Consider the following 18,258-nt stretch of genomic DNA (forward strand, 5'->3'; position numbering starts at 1 on the left):
TCCGGCCGGCCCGTCCGGCTCCCACGACCACACCGGCTCCCGCGGTCCCCACCCGGCCCGTCCGGCCGCTCAGTACGGCCCCCGGCCGGAGCCCGACAGCTCCCTCGCGGCCCGCTGCCACAGCCGGGCCAGCGGAACGCCGGGGTGGTGCGACAGCGCCGTCCAGCCCGCCTCGCGCAGCGCGCCCAGCCGGTCCGCCTCGTGGGCCGCGTCGAGCTGGCCCGCCGCCACGAACGCCACCGCGCTCCCGGCGCGCTGCCGCAGCCGGCCGAGCACCGCGACCTGCTCGACATCCAGCGCGCCGACGAACGCGATCAGCAGCCCGCCGTCCCCGCCGCGCAGCGCCGCCTGGGCGCCGTCCAGCCCGTCGCACGCCGAGTGGGCCATGACCGCGAGGCTGTCCAGGATCAGCCCGGTCACCTCCGAGGGATCGGACGCCTCGGTGTTCGGGCCGGGCAGCAGCGTCCCGGTGTCGGTCAGCAGCCGCACCGAGTACCCCTGGGCCGCCACGTGCGCGACGGCCGACGCGGCCCCCGACACGGCCCGCTCGAAGGGCGACTCCGGCCCCGAGCCGACGTACCCGCGGCGCCTGGTGTCGAGGAGCACCGTGCAGCGGGCCTTGAGCGGCTGCTCCTCGCGCCGCACCATCAGCGCGCCGCGGTGTGCCGTCGACCGCCAGTGCACGCGGCGCAGGTCGTCGCCGTGCCGGTAGTCGCGGGGGATGATGTCGTCGTCGCCGGCCACCGAGATCGCGCGCCGCCGACCGTCGCCGTGGCCGCTGCTGTCGCCGCCCAGCCGCACCGGGGGCAGCTCCTCGATGCGCGGCAGCACGGTCATCACGTCGAAGGCGTTGAACGACCGGCTCAGCTCCACCATCCCGAACGGATCGGCCAGCCGGAGCTGCAGCGGCCCCAGCGGGTAACGGCCGCGCAGGTCGGAGCGGACCCGGTAGGTCACCTCGCGGCGCCCGCCGGGCTCGATACGGTCCAGCACGAACCGGGGTCGGGGCCCCAGCACATACGGCACCCGGTCCTGGAGCAGCAGCAGTCCGCTGGGGACCCGGGCCACGTTCTCCACCCGCAGGTGCACCCGCGACTCGCTGCCCGCCGGCACCCGGGCCGGCGTGAGCCGGCGCGCGGCGGCCACCCGGCTGCGGGTGCGGTGCAGCACCAGCACGCACAGCACCGGCAGCGCGGCCAGCAGCATGCCCACGCGCAACAGGTCGGGCTGCCCGAGGGTGTAGGCGCAGACGGCGGCGGCGCCGCCCGCCGCCAGGAACGACCGGCCGCGCGTGGTCAGTCCGCCGAACGCCGCCCGCAGCGGCCCCCGGTCGTCCTCGGCACCGCCCGGGCCGCCACCGCCCGGGCCGCCACCGCCCGGGCCGGCGGCGGGCGAGCCGGCGGCGGGCGAGCCGGACCCCGCCATCTAGAAGCCCCGCAGCCGCTGGGCGGCGTACGGATCGGGCACCGAGATGCGGCGCAGGATGTCGGTGACGAACTGCTCCGTGGTGTGCCGGTTGAGCTGCGCCTGCGCGGACGGCAGCAGCCGGTGGGCCAGCACCGGCACCGCCAGGTGCTGGACGTCGTCGGGCAGCACGAAGCCGCGCCCGGCCAGCGCCGCCGCCGCCTTCGCGGCGCGCAGCAGGTGGAGCGTGGCCCGTGGCGAGGCCCCGAGCCGCAGCTCGGGGTGGTTGCGGGTGGCCGTGGTCAGATCCACCGCGTACCGCCGCACGGCGTCCGACACGTGGACCTCGCGCGCGGTCTCGATCAGCTTCACGATGTCGTCGGCGTGCGCGGCGGGCCGCAGCGCGTCCAGCGGCGAGATCCCGCCGTGCGACTCCAGCATCCGCAGCTCGGCCTCGGGGCTCGGATATCCCATCGACACCCGGGCCATGAACCGGTCGCGCTGAGCCTCGGGAAGCGGGTAGGTGCCCTCCATCTCGACCGGGTTCTGGGTCGCGATGACCATGAACGGCGACGGCAGCCCGTACGTGCTGCCGTCCGCCGTGACCTGCCGCTCCTCCATCGCCTCCAGCAGCGCGGACTGGGTCTTGGGCGAGGCGCGGTTGATCTCGTCCCCGATGACGATCTGAGCGAACACCGCGCCCGGCTTGAACTCGAATTCCTTGCGTTGCTGGTCGTAGACGCTGACACCGGTGATGTCCGACGGCAGCAGGTCCGGCGTGAACTGGATGCGCTGCACCGAACAGTCGATGGACTTCGCCAGCGCCTTCGCCAGCATCGTCTTGCCCACGCCGGGCACGTCCTCGAGCAGCAGGTGCCCTCCCGCGAGCAGAACGGTCATCGAGAGCCGCACGACCTCCGGCTTGCCCTCGATCACGCTCTCCACGGCGCGGCGTACCGCATCCGCCGTGGCGCTCAGATCGGTGAGCTTGGTGTGCTCCTCATAGGTCGTCACCCGGCCCTCCTCGGCCCCTCGTCCCATGCCCCGGCCCGACACGTCGCCGCGGTCCCACTGAACAACACGTCGATGACCGCGACACCCGAACGGCCCCGGATGGTTGCCTCCCCGCAGCATTCTTCACACTACGGGGAGCGCACATCACGAGGCGGGGGTGCTCTCCGGGTCAATTTCGCGGAGCAGACCGGTTGTCACATCGAACACGAAACCGCGTACGTCATCAGTGTGCGGGAGAAAAGGGGAGGTGCGCACGCGGGCCATGGACTGCCGGACGTCCTGGTCGAGGTCCCGGAACGACTCGACGGCCCACGAGGGCTTCTGGCCGACCTCCAGCTCCAGTTCGTGCCGCCACTCCTCGGAGAGCCCGAGCAGGCCGCAGCCGGTGTGGTGGATGAGTACGACGGCCTTCGTGCCGAGCTCGCGCTGACTGATCGTCAGGGATCGGATGACGTCGTCCGTCACGACGCCACCCGCGTTGCGTATGGTGTGACAGTCACCCAGCGAGAGACCGAGGGCGGCGTGGAGGTCGAGCCGTGCGTCCATGCAGGCGACGACGGCCACATTGCGCACCGGGTGCGCGTCCATGCCCGGGTCGGTGAACGCCTCGGCGTACTGTCTGTTGGCTGCGACAAGCTCGTCTGTAACCGTATGAGACATGCCTGTGAAGGTAATACGGGCCTGCCGAGCCCGCCCCCCTGAACTGAGTGATGCGGCTCACAATCGTACCGGCGCGCCGGGGGCGCGCGGCCGCGACGCGAAACGCCGCACGCGATCAACCTCAGTGATTGACCGGGAAAACTGGTGGGCTAATGTGACGCGGACTGGGAGGCGTGCACCAGGCCGCCGTCTTCGCCCGCCACCTGCCTCACCTCCCCTCTCGGAAGGCGCATGACGACCAGCAACGACCGGCCGCCGGAAGCCCGGCACCGCCCCGTCTTGCTCCAGCGCTGCCTGGACCTGCTGGGTCCCGCGCTGCACGGCTCGGGCGCCGTCGCCGTCGACTGCACTCTCGGTCTCGGCGGCCACAGCGAGGCGCTGCTGGCCACCTTTCCCTCCCTCCGGCTGATCGCCCTCGACCGCGACCCGGCGGCCCTGAGGCTGGCCGGCGAACGCCTCGCCCCCTACGGCGACCGGGCGACGCTGGTCCACGCGGTCTACGACGAGCTTCCCGTCGTCCTCGCCCGGCTCGGGGTGCCCCGGGTGGCCGGTGTCCTGTTCGACCTCGGCGTCTCCTCGATGCAGCTCGACGAGGCCGATCGGGGCTTCGCCTACGCGCAGGACGCCCCGCTCGACATGCGGATGGACCAGTCCACCGGGCCCAGCGCGGCCGACGTCCTCAACACCTACCCGCCCGGTGACCTGGTCCGCGTGCTGCGCCACTACGGTGAGGAGCGCTTCGCCCGCCGCATCGTCGACGCGATCGTCCGCCAGCGCGCCCGGGAGCCCATCACCAGCAGCGCCCGGCTCGTCGCGCTCATCCGCGAGGCCCTGCCCCAGGCCGCCATGCGGACCGGCGGCAACCCCGCCAAGCGCACCTTCCAGGCTCTGCGCATCGAGGTCAACGGCGAGCTCGCCTCCCTGGAACGCGCCGTCCCCGCCGCGCTCGACTCCCTCGCGATCGGCGGCCGGATCGTCGTGCTGTCGTACCAGTCGCTGGAGGACCGGCTCGTCAAACGGGCGCTGGCCGAGGGTGCGGAGAGCACCGCCCCGGCGGGTCTGCCCGTCATCCCCGAGCAGTACCAGCCGAGGTTCCGTCTGCTCACCCGGGGCGCCGAGCTGCCCACCCCCGAGGAGATCGCGGACAACCGCCGCGCCGCCCCCGCCCGGCTGCGCGCCGCCGAGCGCGTCAGGGAGGCCGTCCGGTGAGCCCCGCGCGCCCCCCGGGGCCGTCCGCGCACCCGCGCCTGGCCCGGCTGGCCGGCCTTGTCCCGACCCGGGCCTCCTCGGCCGCCCGCACCCCGTTCGTCCTGCTGATCGTGCTGCTGCTCGCGGTCGGGATGCTCTCCCTGCTGCTGCTCAACGCCTCGCTCAACGAAGGCTCCTTCAAGCTCAGCGAGCTGCGCCGGGAGACTCGTGAGCTGACCGACGAGCAGCAGCGGCTGCAGGCCGAGGTGGACGGGTACTCGGCGCCGGACGCGCTGGCCGAGCGCGCCCGGGAGCTGGGCATGGTGCCCGGCGGCCCGCCCGCGTTTCTCGGTCCGGACGGCACCGTCCTCGGCAACACGGACCCCACCCCCGCGCCGCCCCCGCCGCCGCCGGAGCCGGAGGAGAGCGGGGAGAGCGGGGACGCCGTCGAGTCCCGGGCGGCGGAGCAGACCGACGCCGGGAAGCCGGGGGAGGCCGCCGGAACGACCGCGCCGGCCGCGGCGAGTCCCGCGCGGACGCCGGACGCCACGGACGAGCCGGAGCCGGCCCCGGCCGGAACGGAGACCGCCGTGCCCCCGGCCGTCCCGCCTCCCGGCGAGGGCCGGACCGGGAACGAAGAGCAAGGCCGATCAGGGGAACCAGGGGAACCAGGGGAACCAGGGGAACCAGGGGAAGGGGAGACACCGTGACCACCCCCGGGCCGCCGCGCCCCCGCCGGCCGAGGCCGGGCGCCGTCCGCGCCGTCCGCGTCGCCAGGCCGGGCGCGCCCAAGCCGGCCACCCCGGCCATGCTGCGCCTGGGCAGTCCCCGCCCCCGCCTGCGCCTGATCGGTCTCGGGCTGACCCTGGTCATGCTCGCCTTCGGCGTCCGCCTGATCCAGGTCCAGGCGGTCGGCGCCGCCACCTACGCCGAGCAGGCGGCCCTCAACCGTTACGTCACCGTGCCGCTCGCCGCCCAGCGCGGCGACATCACCGACCGCAACGGCACCGCCCTGGCCACCACGGTCGACTCCTACGACATCACCGCCGATCCGCTCCTCTTCACCGAGCAGGAGACCGGTGTCGACGACGCCCCCGAACAGGCCGCCGCCCTCCTCGCGCCCATCCTCGGCCGCGACCAGGACGAGCTGGCCGACCTGCTGGACGACGCCGACTCGCGCTACGCCGTCCTCGCCCGCCAGCAGACCCCGCAGACCTGGCGCCAGATCCAGGACCTGCGGAGCAACCTCAGCGAGCAGGCGGCCAAAGGCACCGGCACCCAGGTGCTCGGCGGCGTCTTCGCCGAGGAGAACAGCAAGCGGGTCTACCCCAACGAGGAGCTCGCCGCCGCCGTCCTGGGGTTCGTCAACAGCGAGGGCCAGGGCGGCGGCGGCCTCGAAGCCCAGTACGACGAGCGGCTCTCCGGCGAGGACGGCACCATCACCTACGCCCAGTCCGGCGGCCGTCGCGTTCCCACCGCGGGTGAGGACGAACAGCCCGCCGTGCCCGGCACCGACATGGAGCTGACCCTCGACCGCGACATCCAGTGGGCCGCCCAGGACGCCATCACCGAGCAGGTCGAGGAGTCCGAGGCCGACGGCGGCTACGTCGTCGTGCAGGACACCACCACCGGCGAGATCCTCGCCCTGGCCAGCGCGCCCGGCTACGACCCCAACGACATGGCGGCCACCGACGCCGAGGGCCTGGGCAACCCCGCCCTGGAGGACGCCTTCGAGCTGGGCTCCACCAGCAAGGTCATCACCATGGCCGCCGTGCTGGAGGAAGAGGCCGCCACCCCCGACACCCACGTCACCGTGCCCAACCGGCTGCCGCGCGCCGACCGCAACTTCGCCGACCACGCGGACCACCCGACGCTCCACCTCACCCTCGCCGGCGTCCTGGCCCAGTCGAGCAACATCGGCACCATCCTCGCCGCCGAGGAGCTGGGCGACACCCAGCCCGAGGCCAACGAGGTCCTGCACTCCTACCTGCGCGCCTTCGGCTTCGGACAGCCCACCGGCCTCGGCTTCCCCGGCGAGACGCCGGGCATCCTCGCCGCGCCCGAGGACTGGGACGCCTCGCAGCAGTACACGATCCCGTTCGGCCAGGGGCTGTCCGTCAACGCCGTCCAGGCCGCCTCCGTCTACTCGACCATCGCCAACGGCGGCGAGCGCGTCACCCCCACCCTGGTGCGCGGCACCTCCGGCCCGGACGGTCAGTACGAGCCGGCGCCCGAGCCGGAGCGCACCCGCGTCGTCAGCGAAGACACCGCGCACCAGCTCACCGAGATGCTGGAGACCGTCGTCGCCAGCCCCGACGGCACCGGCAGCGCCGCCCAGATCCCCGGCTACCGAGTGGCGGGCAAGACCGGTACCGCCAACCGGGTTGATCCGGAGAGCGGTCGCTACGAGGGCTACACCCCGTCCTTCGCCGGCTTCGCCCCCGCCGACGACCCCCGCGTCACCGTGTACTGCGTCGTGCAGAACCCGACCGCCGGCGGCTACACCGGCAGCGGCGTCTGCGGCCCGATCTTCAACGAGGTCATGCGATTCTCCCTGGCCGCCCTCCAGGTCCCCCCCACCGGCGAGGAATTCTCCGGCCTGCCGGTCACCTTCGATCCCGACGCCTGACGAGCGGAGCACGTGCACGTGAGAACCATCACCGACGGGTCAACCTCGTTTCGCCCCAGCCCCGGCACGCCCGGTACGCTCACCGCCGTGCCCCACGCCGATCACTCCCATCAGGCGCCCCGCCCCGAGCACGTCAGGCCCGTGCCGCTGGTGGAGCTGGCCCGGCTGCTGGGCACGGCCGTCCCCGAGAGCGGCGGCGAGGAGTCCGTCACCGGCATCACCCACGACTCGCGCGCGGTCCGCCCCGGCGACCTCTACGCGGCGCTCCCCGGAGCCCGGTTCCACGGCGCGGACTTCGCCGATCAGGCCGCCGGACTCGGCGCCGTCGCCGTGCTCACCGACGCCGCGGGCGCCGAGCGCGCCGCCGCCACCGGGCTGCCGGTGCTGGCCGTCGCCGAGCCGCGCGGCGTGATGGGCGCGCTCGCCGTCGCCGTCTACGGCGACCCGGGCAGGGGTCTCCTGCAGATCGGCGTCACCGGCACCTCGGGCAAGACCACGACCACCTACCTCATCGAGGGCGGGCTGCGCCGGGCCTCCGAGCAGCCGGACGACGCGGGGGAGGCGGGGGCCGCCAAGGAGGACGGCGGCACCGGGCTGATCGGCACGGTCGAGACCCGGATCGGCGACGAGCGCGTCAAGTCCGAGCGCACCACCCCCGAAGCCACCGATCTCCAGGCCCTGTTCGCGGTCATGCGGGAACGCGGTGTCCGTGCCGTCGCCATGGAGGTCTCCAGCCACGCGCTCGCCCTCGGCCGCGTCGACGGCTGCGTCTTCGACGTGGCCGTCTTCACCAACCTCAGCCCCGAACACCTCGACTTCCACCCGGACCTGGAGGACTACTTCCGGACGAAGGCGCGGCTTTTCACCCCGGAGCGGGCCCGCGCGGGCGTCGTCAACCTGGACGACGAGCACGGCCGGCGGCTGGCCCGCGAGGCCGGCGTCCCGATCACCACCTTCTCCGCCGAGGGCCACCCGGACGCCGACTGGCGGGTCGTCGACGTCGAGACCGGCCCGCTCGGCTCCCGCTTCACCGCCCTCGGCCCCGGCGGCGTCCGCGTCCGGGGCGCCGCCCCGCTGCCGGGCGCGTTCAACGTCGCCAACTCCCTGGCCGCGCTCGCCGCCCTCGCCGTCGCGGGCCTGGACCCCCAGGCCGCCGCCGACGGCATCGGCGACGTCCCCGGCGTCCCCGGCCGTCTGGAGCGGGTCGACGCCGGTCAGCCGTACCTCGCCGTCGTGGACTACGCGCACAAGCCGGACGCCGTCGAATCCGTCCTGCACGCCCTGCGCAAGGTCACCCGCGGCCGGGTGCACGCGGTCCTCGGCTGCGGTGGCGACCGCGACCCGCACAAGCGGCCCCGGATGGGCGCCGCGCTCGCCCGGCTGGCCGACACCGCCGTGCTCACCTCGGACAATCCCCGCTCCGAGGACCCGCTCGCCATCCTCGCCGCGATGCTCGCCGGCGCCGCCGAGGTCCCCGCCCACGAACGCGGCACCGTGCTGGTCGAGGAGGACCGCGCCGCCGCCATCGCCGCCGCCGTGGCCCGCGCCGAGCCGGACGACACCGTCCTGGTGGCCGGCAAGGGACACGAGCAGGGGCAGAACATCGCCGGAGTCATCCGGCCCTTCGACGACCGTGAGGAGCTGCGCGCGGCCATCGAGCGCGGCTCGCATGCCCACCCGTCCCCGAGAACCGACGCCAGGCGAGGCCCGCTGCAGTGATCCCCCTTTCCGTTGCTGAGCTCATCACGGTCGTGCGGGGAGAGCCGCACGACATACCGGAGCCGCCACCCCGCGTCACCGGGCCCGTGGTCATCGACTCCAGGCTGACCGAGCCCGGCTCACTCTTCGCCGCGCTGCCCGGCGAGCACGTCGACGGCCACGACTTCGCCGTCTCCGCCGTCGCCGCGGGCGCCGCGGCAGTGCTGGCCACCCGTCCCGTCGGCGTGCCCGCCGTCGTGGTGGACGACGTCACGGACGCTCTCGGCGCGCTCGCCCGCCACACCGTCGGCGGCCTGGGCACCACCGTCGTCGCGCTCACCGGCTCGGCCGGGAAGACCAGCACCAAGGACCTGATCGCCCAGCTCCTGGAGCGGACCGGGGAGACCGTCTGGACGCCGGGCTCGTTCAACAACGAGATCGGCCTGCCGCTCACCGCGCTGCGCGCCGTGGAGTCCACCCGGTTCCTCGTGCTGGAGATGGGCGCCCGGGGCATCGGCCACATCCGCTATCTCACCTCGCTGACGCCGCCGCGCATCGGCCTCGTGCTGAACGTCGGCACCGCGCACATCGGGGAGTTCGGCGGCCGGGAGGCCATCGCCACCGCCAAGGGCGAGCTGGTCGAGGCGCTGCCGTCCGCCGAGGACGGCGGCGTGGCCGTCCTCAACGCCGACGACCCGCTGGTGCGCGCCATGGCCGCCCGCACGGCCGCCCGCACGCTGTTCTTCGGCGAGGCCGAGGACGCCGCGATCCGGGCCGACAATGTGGGCCTGACAGCCGACGGCCGCCCGTCGTTCCGCCTGCGCACCCCGACCGGGTGCGCCGATGTGACCATGCGCCTGTACGGTGAGCATCACGTGTCGAACGCGCTTGCCGCTGCCGCTGTGGCGCATGAGGTAGGCATGTCCGCGACGGCGATCGCCGAAACACTGTCCGCCGCGGGCCCGCTCTCGAAGTGGCGGATGGAGGTCACCGAGCGAGCGGACGGCGTGACCATCGTCAACGACGCCTACAACGCCAACCCCGAATCCATGCGGGCCGCGCTGCGCGCCCTCGCCGCCATGGGCGAAGCCGCCCGGGCCCGAGGGGGCCGCACGTGGGCGGTGCTCGGCCGGATGGCCGAGCTCGGCGACGACGCTCTCGCCGAGCACGACGCGGTGGGACGGCTCGCCGTCCGGCTCAACGTCAGCAGGCTCGTGTCGGTGGGCGGCCGGGAGGCCGCCTGGCTGGACATGGGCGCCAAGAACGAGGGTTCGTGGGGTGAGGAGTCGGTGCACGTGTCCGACGCTCAGGCAGCGGTCGAGTTGCTGCGTGGTGAGCTCCGGCCGGGAGATGTGGTGCTGGTGAAGGCGTCCAGGGCGGTCGGCCTGGAGCGTGTGGCCCTCCAGCTCGCGGACGACGCGGCGGGCGCCGTCGATGGCGAGGTCGCCGCCCGATGAGGCAGATCCTCTTCTCCGGTGCCATCGGACTCTTCCTGACCCTGATCGGGACCCCGCTGCTCATCAAGCTGCTGGCCCGCAAGGGCTACGGCCAGTACATCCGGGACGACGGTCCTCGCGACCATCACAGCAAGCGCGGCACGCCCACCATGGGCGGTATCGCGTTCATCCTGGCCACCCTGATCGCCTACGCGGCCACCAAGATCATGACCAGCGAACAGCCCACGATCTCCGGGCTGTTGGTGCTGTTCCTGATGGCCGGCATGGGCCTGGTCGGCTTCCTGGACGACTACATCAAGATCGTCCGGCGGCGCAGCCTGGGCCTGCGGGCGGGCGCGAAGATGCTCGGCCAGTTCATCGTGGGCGTCACCTTCGCGATCCTCTCGCTGAACTTCGAGGACGCCCGCGAGCTCACCCCGGCCTCCACCCACCTGTCGTTCACCCAGGACTTCGCCTGGAGCATCGGGCCGGTGCTCTTCGTGCTGTGGGCGCTGTTCATGATCCTGGCGATGTCCAACGGCGTGAACCTCACCGACGGCCTGGACGGCCTGGCCACCGGCGCGTCCGTGATGGTGTTCGGCGCGTATGTCTTCATCGGTGTCTGGCAGTACGGCCAGACCTGCGCCGACATCACCACCGCCGGGGCCTCCTGCTACGAGGTGCGCGATCCGCTCGACGGCGCGATCGTCGCCGCCGCCCTGATGGGCGCCCTCTTCGGCTTCCTGTGGTGGAACACCTCGCCCGCCAAGATCTTCATGGGCGACACCGGCTCCCTCGCCCTGGGCGGCGCGCTGGCCGGCCTGGCCATCGTCTCCCGCACCGAGCTGCTGATGGCCGTCCTCGGCGGGCTGTTCGTCCTGATCACCATGTCGGTGGTGATCCAGGTCGGCTCCTTCCGGCTCACCGGCCGCCGCGTGTTCAAGATGGCGCCGCTCCAGCACCACTTCGAGCTCAAGGGCTGGAGCGAAGTCCTGGTCGTGGTCAGGTTCTGGATCATCCAGGGCATGTGCGTCATCGTCGGCATCGGCATCTTCTACGGGACCTGGGTGGCGGACTGGTGACCACGCATCCGTCCTTCACCGGCCGGCGCGTCACCGTCGCCGGGCTGGGCGTGAGCGGCGTCAGCGCCGCCCGCGCCCTGGCCCGGCTCGGTGCCCACGTCACGGTCGTGGACGCGGGCGACGGCGAGCGGCAGCGCGCCCTGGCCGCCGACCTCGCCGCCGACGGCGTCGAGGTCAGGCCCGGGGACGGCGCGACGTTGCCCAAGGGCACCGAGCTGGTGGTCACCTCGCCCGGCTGGCGCCCGGACAGCCCGCTGTTCGCCGCCGCCGCGGCGGCCGGCGTGGAGGTCGTCGGGGACGTCGAGATCGCCTGGCGGCTGCGCGGCGAGAACGGGCCGCCCTGGCTCGCCGTCACCGGCACCAACGGCAAGACCACGACGGTGCGGATGCTCGCCGCCATCCTCGACGCGGCGGGCCTGCGCACCGCTGCCGTCGGCAACATCGGCACCCCGATCATCGACACCGTCCTGGCCGACCCGCCCTACGACGTGCTGGCCGTGGAGCTGTCCAGCTACCAGCTGCACTGGGCGCCCTCGGTCCGCCCGCACTCGGCGGCCGTGCTGAACCTCGCGCCCGACCACCTCGACTGGCACGGCTCGATGGCGGCGTACGCGGCCGACAAGGGCCGGATCTACGAGGGCAACCGGGTCGCCTGCGTCTACAACGGCGCGGACCCGGCCACCGAGGCGCTGGTCCGCGAGGCCGACGTGGCGGAGGGCTGCCGGGCCATCGCCTTCACTCTGGGAGCCCCCGGCCTGTCCGAACTCGGCGTCGTGGACGGCATCCTGGTCGACCGGGCCTTCGTCCCCGACCGGCGCCACCGGGCCCAGGAGCTGGCCGAGGTCTCCGATGTCGACCCGCCCGCCCCGCACAACATCGCCAACGCCCTGGCCGCCGCCGCCCTGGCCCGCGCCTACGGCGTGGAGCCCCGCGCGGTCCGGGACGGCCTGCGCGCCTTCCGCCCCGACGCCCACCGCATCGCGCACGTCGCGGACGTGGCGGGCGTGGCCTATGTGGACGACTCCAAGGCGACCAACACGCATGCCGCGCGGGCGTCCCTGAGCGCCTACGAGCCGGTCGTGTGGATCGCCGGCGGGCTGGCCAAGGGCGCCGCGTTCGACGACCTGGTGGCGGGCGCCGCCGGGCGGCTGCGCGGCGCGGTGCTCATCGGCGCCGACCGGCACCTCATCGCGGAGGCCCTGGCGCGACACGCCCCGGATGTCCCGGTCGTGGACCTCGCCCGGACGGACACTGGGGCGATGGCGGCGGCAGTGCGCGAGGCGGCCCGGCTCGCCCGCAGGGGGGACACCGTCCTGATGGCTCCGGCCTGTGCCTCGATGGACATGTTCACGAACTACAACGAGCGCGGCGACGCCTTCGCCACCGCCGTCCGCGACCTGGCAGGAGAAGAGCAGTAGCCCGCGGACTCGCCGGCGCGGGACGAAGGAGGGGCCGACGATGACGGCTGACCACCGGGCGACACCGCCCGCCGCGGCGAAGAGGGGCGTCGCCCGGGCCCCGGGACCCCGGTGGCGGGTGGCGCCCGCTTCGCGCCGGACGTTCGCGCCCCCGCGCCCGCGCGCGCCCCGCTTCGTCACGCGCGCACGGCGGGCCTGGGACCGGCCGCTGACGGCCTACTACGTCATCATGGGCACCGGTCTGCTCATCACCCTGCTCGGCCTGGTGATGGTCTTCTCCGCCTCCCAGATCCAGGCGCTCCGCTACGACCTGCCCGCCACGTTCTACTTCCGCAAACAGCTGCTGGCCGCCGTCCTCGGCACCGGCCTGCTGTTCCTCGCCTCGCGGGTGCCCGTCCGGCTGCTGCGCGCTCTCACCTACCCGTTCCTCGCCTTCTCCGTCGTCCTGTTGCTCCTGGTCCAGGTGCCCGGCATCGGCGTCGAGGTCAACGGGTCCACCAACTGGATCGCGATCGGCGGCTCGTTCCAGCTCCAGCCCAGCGAGTTCGCCAAGCTGGCGCTCGTGCTCTGGGGCGCCGACCTGCTCGCCCGGAAGGGGGACAAGCGGCTGCTGACCCAGTGGCGGCACCTGCTGGTCCCGCTCGTCCCGGGCGCGCTGCTGGTCTGCGGACTGGTCATGGTCGGCGGCGACATGGGCACCGTGATGATCCTGACGGCCATCCTCTTCGGCCTGCTGTGGCTGGCGGGCGCGCCCACCCGGCTGTTCGCCGGGGTGCTGGCCGCCGCGGCCGTGCTCGGCGCGCTCTTCATCGCCACCAGCCCGCACCGGATGGACCGGCTGGCGTGCATGGGCGCCACCGATCCCGGCGAGGGTGACCGCTGCTGGCAGGCGGTCCACGGGATCTACGCCCTGGCCTCGGGCGGGTGGTTCGGTTCCGGGCTCGGTGCCAGTGTGGAAAAATGGGGCGAACTCCCGGAGCCGCACACGGACTTCATCTTCGCCATCACCGGAGAGGAGCTCGGCCTGGCGGGTACGCTGTCGGTGCTCGCACTCTTCGCGGCTCTAGGCTATGCGGGTATCCGCGTGGCCGGACGCACGGAGGACCCCTTCGTGAGGTATGCCGCGGGAGGGGTGACGGCCTGGCTCATGGTCCAGACCGTGATCAACATCGGCGCGGTGCTGGGTCTGCTGCCCATCGCCGGAGTGCCCCTGCCGCTGTTCTCCTACGGGGGTTCGGCCTTGCTGCCCACCATGTTCGCCGTCGGACTGCTGATCGCGTTCGCGCGCGGCGAGCCGGCGGCCAGGGCCGCCCTGGCCATGCGGGGACCCGGGCTCAGATGGAAGACGATGGGACGGCGCGTGAGAAGGGCGCTGTCCGGAGAGCGGTGAATTTCGGTGCATGTAGTTCTCGCCGGCGGGGGGACCGCCGGGCACATCGAGCCCGCGCTCGCCCTCGCGGACGCCCTGCGCAGGCGCGATCCGACCGCGGGGGTCACGGCCCTCGGCACGGAACGCGGCCTGGAGACCCGGCTGGTGCCCGAGCGCGGTTACGAACTCGGCCTGATCCCCGCCGTGCCCCTGCCGCGCAAGCCGACCCCGGAGCTGATCACGGTGCCCGGCCGGCTGCGCGGCACGGTCAAGGCGGCCGAGGAGATCCTCGAACGTACCAAGGCGGACTGCGTGATCGGCTTCGGCGGCTACGTGGCGCTGCCCGGTTACCTGGCCGCCAAGCGCCTGCGGGTGCCGATCGTGGTGCACGAGGCCAACGCCCGCCCCGGGCTCGCCAACCGGATCGGCGCGCGGTACACGAAGTACGTCGCCGTCTCCACGCCGGACAGCAAGCTGCGGCATGCCCGTTACGTCGGCATCCCGCTGCGCCGCTCGATCGCGACGCTGGACCGCTCGGCGCTCCGGCACGAGGCCCGCGCCTTCTTCGGCCTGGACGCCAACCTGCCGACGCTGCTGGTGTCCGGCGGCTCGCAGGGCGCCCGGCGGCTGAACGAGGTCATCGCGACGGTCGTCCCCCAGCTCCAGCGCTCCGGCGTCCAGGTGCTGCACGCGGTCGGCCCGAGGAACGAACTGCCGCAGGTCGACACCATGCCCGGAATGCCGCCCTACGTCCCGCTATCGTATGTGGACCGTATGGACCTCGCGTACGCCGCGGCCGACATGATGCTCTGCCGCGCGGGCGCGATGACCGTCGCCGAACTTTCCGCCGTCGGGCTGCCCGCCGCCTACGTCCCGCTGCCGATCGGCAACGGCGAACAGCGGCTGAACGCCCAGCCGGTGGTCAAGGCCGGCGGCGGACTGCTGATCGACGACGCGGAGCTGACGCCGGAATGGGTCAGGAGCGCTGTCCTGCCGGTGCTCACCGACTCAGGACAGCTCCTGTCGATGTCCCGCGCCGCCGCCGAGTTCGGCCGCAGGGACTCGGACGATCTGCTGCTCGGCATGGTGTACGAAGCGATCGCGGCGCGCAGGGCGTAGCCGCGGACCCCGGGGAGATGAGGGAGCGTGGCCGGAGCGACGACCGCCCAGCGCGGCGGTGAGCGCCGCCAGCCGGACTCCGGCCCGCGGCCGTCCGTCCGGCGGCCCGGGCGCGGGCCGCGCCCGCTCCCGAGGCGCCCGCGCCTGCTGCTGCTGGTGCTGGTGCTCACCCTGGTGGTGGGCGGGTTTGGGACCTGGGTGCTGTACGGCTCGGACTGGCTGCGCGTGGAACGGGTCTCGGTGCGCTGGACCGAGGGCCCGCGGAAGCTGACGGAGGAGCGGATCCTGGCCGCCGCGGGCGTCTCCCTGGGCTCCCCGATGGCCTCCCTGGACCAGGATGCCGTGCGCGACCGGACCCTGGCGGCGCTGCCGCGTCTGGCGTCGGTGCAGGTGGTCCGGGGCTGGCCGCACGGGGTCTCGCTGAAGGTGCGGGAGCGCGAGGCGGAGGTGCTGATCCCGGACGGTGACGGTTACGCCGAGGTGGACGCCGACGGCGTCCGGTTCGGCGAGGTGGCGGAGGCGGTGGCAGGTGTGCCGCTGGTCGAACTCGACCTGGAGGACAGTGCCAGCACGCGCCGTTTCGGCGAAGACCGCGTCCGCCGGGCGGCTGTGACGGTGGCCGCGGCCCTGCCGGAATCCGTCCGCCGCGACACCCGTGTCATCCGGGTCACCTCCTATGACTCCATCACCCTGGAGTTGTCGGGCGACCGCACCGTGCGGTGGGGAAGTGCGGAGGACTCGGCAGCCAAGGCCGAGGCACTCGGCGTAGTCATGCATGCGGCCGACGACGCCCGCCACTTCAACGTCAGTGTGCCCACTGCCCCTGCGGTGGCGGGTGGTTGACGTGCCCGGCGCGTGATCACATAGGGTGAAAAGAAAAACAGGAGGTTCGGCGTGTTCGTTGAACGCGTACCACTTGTCGACTTAGTGTCCGTTCCGAGGATTCCAAGGAACGGCAAGCACAGGTAACCCTAAACTTGAGCGTTAGGGTTCGGGGCGGCTTATCCGTCCGCCCCATCGGCATCAGTCGGCGCACTGCGGCACTCGCGGAGCGGCGACACGTAAATCGAGGCGAGAGGCCTTCGACGTGGCAGCACCGCAGAACTACCTCGCAGTCATCAAGGTCGTCGGAATCGGCGGCGGTGGCGTCAACGCCATCAACCGGATGATCGAGGTCGGTCTCAAGGGCGTCGAGTTCATCGCGATCAACACCGATGCGCAGGCACTGCTGATGAGCGACGCCGACGTCAAGCTCGACGTCGGCCGTGAGCTCACCCGCGGGCTGGGCGCGGGCGCCAATCCGGATGTCGGGCGCAAGGCTGCCGAAGACCACCGTGAGGAGATCGAGGAGGTCCTGAAGGGGGCCGACATGGTCTTCGTCACCGCGGGCGAGGGCGGCGGCACCGGCACCGGGGGCGCACCGGTCGTGGCGAACATCGCACGCTCCCTGGGCGCGCTGACCATCGGCGTGGTCACCCGTCCGTTCACCTTCGAGGGCCGTCGTCGCGCCAACCAGGCGGAGGACGGCATCGCCAGCCTCCGCGACGAGGTGGACACCCTCATCGTCATCCCCAACGACCGGCTGCTGTCCATCTCGGACCGCCAGGTCAGCGTGCTGGACGCCTTCAAGTCCGCCGACCAGGTCCTGCTGTCCGGCGTGCAGGGCATCACCGATCTCATCACCACGCCCGGCCTGATCAACCTGGACTTCGCCGATGTGAAGTCGGTGATGTCCGAGGCCGGTTCGGCCCTCATGGGCATCGGCTCGGCCCGCGGTGACGACCGCGCGGTGGCCGCCGCCGAAATGGCCATCTCCTCCCCCCTGCTGGAGGCGTCGATCGACGGCGCCCGCGGCGTGCTGCTGTCCATCTCGGGCGGCTCCGACCTGGGCCTGTTCGAGATCAACGAGGCGGCACAGCTCGTCAGTGAGGCGGCCCACCCCGAGGCGAACATCATCTTCGGCGCCGTCATCGACGACGCGCTGGGCGACGAGGTCCGGGTCACGGTGATCGCCGCCGGCTTCGACGGCGGCCAGCCGCCGACCCGCACCCGGGACAAGGCGCTCGGGGGCTATGGCGCCAAGGACGAGCCGGCTCCCCCGAGCCAGGACCGCGTGCCGGCCGACACCGAGCCGGAGCGGCCCTCGTTCGGCGGCCTGGGCGCGCTGCCCTCGCGCGAGGCCGGCGTGCTGGCCGACCGCGACGGCGCCTCCGACTCCGCCGGCGACCCGGTCCGGGAGTCGCTGAAGGGCGGCACTCCGCAGGTTCCCTCGGCCCGTCCCTACGACGGTGGTCAGGTCGAGGAGCTCGACGTGCCAGACTTCCTTAAATAAGCAAAGCTGTCTTACATGATCGAGGCCGGGCCTCAGTGATAGAACGCCACAGCGCGACGAGCGGCGCCCGCTTCGCCTTCACCGACCGGTGGGGCGGGGCGAGCGCCGCTCCGTATGACACGCTCAACCTCGGCGGTGCGGTCGGTGACGACGCCGCGACCGTCCGCCACAACCGGGAGCTGGCTGCCAAGACGCTCGGCCTCGACCCGGCCGGGGTGCGCTGGATGCGCCAGGTGCACGGCCGGGAGGTCGTGATAGCCGACGATCTCGTGCCGGGGGAGGAGCCGCCCGAGGCGGACGGGGTGGTCACCGCGCGCAGGGGGCTCGCGCTCGCCGTTCTCACCGCCGACTGCACTCCGGTGCTGCTGGCCGACCCGGTCGCCGGAGTCGCGGGGGCCGCGCACGCCGGACGGCCCGGTCTGCTGACGGGCGTCGTGCCCGCGACCGTGGCCGCGATGCGGGACCTTGGCGCCGAGCCGGGCCGGATCGTCGCCCGCACCGGGCCCGCGGTGTGCGGCCGTTGCTACGAGGTGCCCGACGCGATGCGCCGGGAGGCCGGGCGGACGGTGCCGGGCTGCGCGGCCACTACCCGGTGGGGCACCCCGGCCATCGACATCCCGGCAGGTGTGCGGGAGCAGTTGGCCGGGTGCGGGATCACGGACATCACGCTCTCGCAGGTCTGCACTCTCGAATCGGCCGACCACTTCTCCTACCGCCGCGACCGGACCACCGGCCGGCTGGCGAGTTATGTGTGGGTCGCACCGTGAGCGTCGAGCGGCGGGCCGCCCGGTTGTGGGTTGTTTGTCTGCCGCGCGTTCGCCCGGCGGTCGGAGAAGCTCGCAAGGAGGCGGCGTGAGCGTCGAGCGGCGGGCCGCCCGGTTGTGGGTTGTTTGTCTGCCGCGCGTTCGC

At 73.2% G+C, this 18,258-nt stretch carries 15 protein-coding genes; 12 read left to right on the forward strand and 3 right to left on the reverse strand.

Annotated elements, in window-relative coordinates; all coding sequences use genetic code 11:
* Positions 1-69: 69 nt before the first annotated feature.
* From OIE51_RS22085 to OIE51_RS22095, 3 genes are all read right to left on the reverse strand, one after another.
* Positions 70-1,425, reverse strand: a complete 1,356-nt coding sequence (locus tag OIE51_RS22085) for a DUF58 domain-containing protein (protein ID WP_326599493.1) — start codon at positions 1,423-1,425, stop codon at positions 70-72.
* A complete protein-coding gene (locus OIE51_RS22090; RefSeq protein WP_442811990.1) occupies positions 1,426-2,445 on the reverse strand; it encodes an AAA family ATPase in 1,020 nt (339 codons plus the stop codon).
* A gap of 117 nt (positions 2,446-2,562) precedes the next feature.
* Positions 2,563-3,078 (reverse strand): beta-class carbonic anhydrase, encoded by a 516-nt coding sequence (locus OIE51_RS22095; RefSeq protein WP_326599495.1) that lies wholly within the window; start codon positions 3,076-3,078, stop codon positions 2,563-2,565.
* A 231-nt stretch (positions 3,079-3,309) separates the two neighbouring features.
* Here OIE51_RS22095 and rsmH point away from each other — a divergent pair, with 231 nt between their 5' ends.
* The 12 genes from rsmH (at position 3,310) to pgeF (ending at position 18,116) form a co-directional block, all read left to right on the forward strand.
* Positions 3,310-4,287 (forward strand): 16S rRNA (cytosine(1402)-N(4))-methyltransferase RsmH, encoded by a 978-nt coding sequence (gene rsmH / locus OIE51_RS22100; protein WP_326599496.1) that lies wholly within the window; start codon positions 3,310-3,312, stop codon positions 4,285-4,287.
* The gene (locus tag OIE51_RS22105) at positions 4,284-4,976 is read left to right on the forward strand and encodes an FtsB family cell division protein (RefSeq protein WP_326599497.1); all 693 of its coding nucleotides are present in this window, start codon (positions 4,284-4,286) and stop codon (positions 4,974-4,976) included. The genes rsmH and OIE51_RS22105 overlap by 4 nt, the downstream gene beginning before the upstream one ends.
* On the forward strand, positions 4,973-6,895 hold the full coding sequence (locus OIE51_RS22110; protein WP_326599498.1) for a peptidoglycan D,D-transpeptidase FtsI family protein: 1,923 nt from the start codon (positions 4,973-4,975) through the stop codon (positions 6,893-6,895). The genes OIE51_RS22105 and OIE51_RS22110 overlap by 4 nt, the downstream gene beginning before the upstream one ends.
* An 18-nt stretch (positions 6,896-6,913) precedes the next feature.
* Complete coding sequence (locus OIE51_RS22115) at positions 6,914-8,614, forward strand: UDP-N-acetylmuramoyl-L-alanyl-D-glutamate--2,6-diaminopimelate ligase (RefSeq protein WP_442811991.1); 1,701 nt, start codon at positions 6,914-6,916, stop codon at positions 8,612-8,614.
* Complete coding sequence (locus tag OIE51_RS22120; RefSeq protein WP_326599500.1) at positions 8,611-10,050, forward strand: UDP-N-acetylmuramoyl-tripeptide--D-alanyl-D-alanine ligase; 1,440 nt, start codon at positions 8,611-8,613, stop codon at positions 10,048-10,050. The genes OIE51_RS22115 and OIE51_RS22120 overlap by 4 nt, the downstream gene beginning before the upstream one ends.
* Positions 10,047-11,111 (forward strand): phospho-N-acetylmuramoyl-pentapeptide-transferase, encoded by a 1,065-nt coding sequence (gene mraY, locus OIE51_RS22125; RefSeq protein WP_326599501.1) that lies wholly within the window; start codon positions 10,047-10,049, stop codon positions 11,109-11,111. The genes OIE51_RS22120 and mraY overlap by 4 nt, the downstream gene beginning before the upstream one ends.
* A complete protein-coding gene (gene murD, locus OIE51_RS22130) occupies positions 11,108-12,529 on the forward strand; it encodes a UDP-N-acetylmuramoyl-L-alanine--D-glutamate ligase (protein WP_326599502.1) in 1,422 nt (473 codons plus the stop codon). Before mraY ends, murD begins: the two co-directional genes overlap by 4 nt.
* Before the next feature lie 40 nt (positions 12,530-12,569).
* Complete coding sequence (gene ftsW, locus OIE51_RS22135; RefSeq protein WP_326599503.1) at positions 12,570-13,919, forward strand: putative lipid II flippase FtsW; 1,350 nt, start codon at positions 12,570-12,572, stop codon at positions 13,917-13,919.
* A gap of 6 nt (positions 13,920-13,925) precedes the next feature.
* A complete protein-coding gene (murG, locus tag OIE51_RS22140; RefSeq protein WP_326599504.1) occupies positions 13,926-15,017 on the forward strand; it encodes an undecaprenyldiphospho-muramoylpentapeptide beta-N-acetylglucosaminyltransferase in 1,092 nt (363 codons plus the stop codon).
* Between the two features lie 27 nt (positions 15,018-15,044).
* Positions 15,045-15,860: a cell division protein FtsQ/DivIB gene (locus OIE51_RS22145; RefSeq protein WP_326599505.1), complete on the forward strand. Its 816-nt coding sequence runs from the start codon at positions 15,045-15,047 to the stop codon at positions 15,858-15,860.
* A gap of 244 nt (positions 15,861-16,104) precedes the next feature.
* Positions 16,105-17,349, forward strand: coding sequence for a cell division protein FtsZ (ftsZ, locus tag OIE51_RS22150; RefSeq protein ID WP_326599506.1), 1,245 nt, complete (start codon positions 16,105-16,107; stop codon positions 17,347-17,349).
* A 35-nt stretch (positions 17,350-17,384) separates the two neighbouring features.
* Positions 17,385-18,116: a peptidoglycan editing factor PgeF gene (pgeF, locus tag OIE51_RS22155; RefSeq protein ID WP_326599507.1), complete on the forward strand. Its 732-nt coding sequence runs from the start codon at positions 17,385-17,387 to the stop codon at positions 18,114-18,116.
* Positions 18,117-18,258 lie beyond the last annotated feature (142 nt).

This window comes from Streptomyces sp. NBC_01803 (assembly GCF_035917415.1).
Lineage (GTDB): Bacteria > Actinomycetota > Actinomycetes > Streptomycetales > Streptomycetaceae > Streptomyces.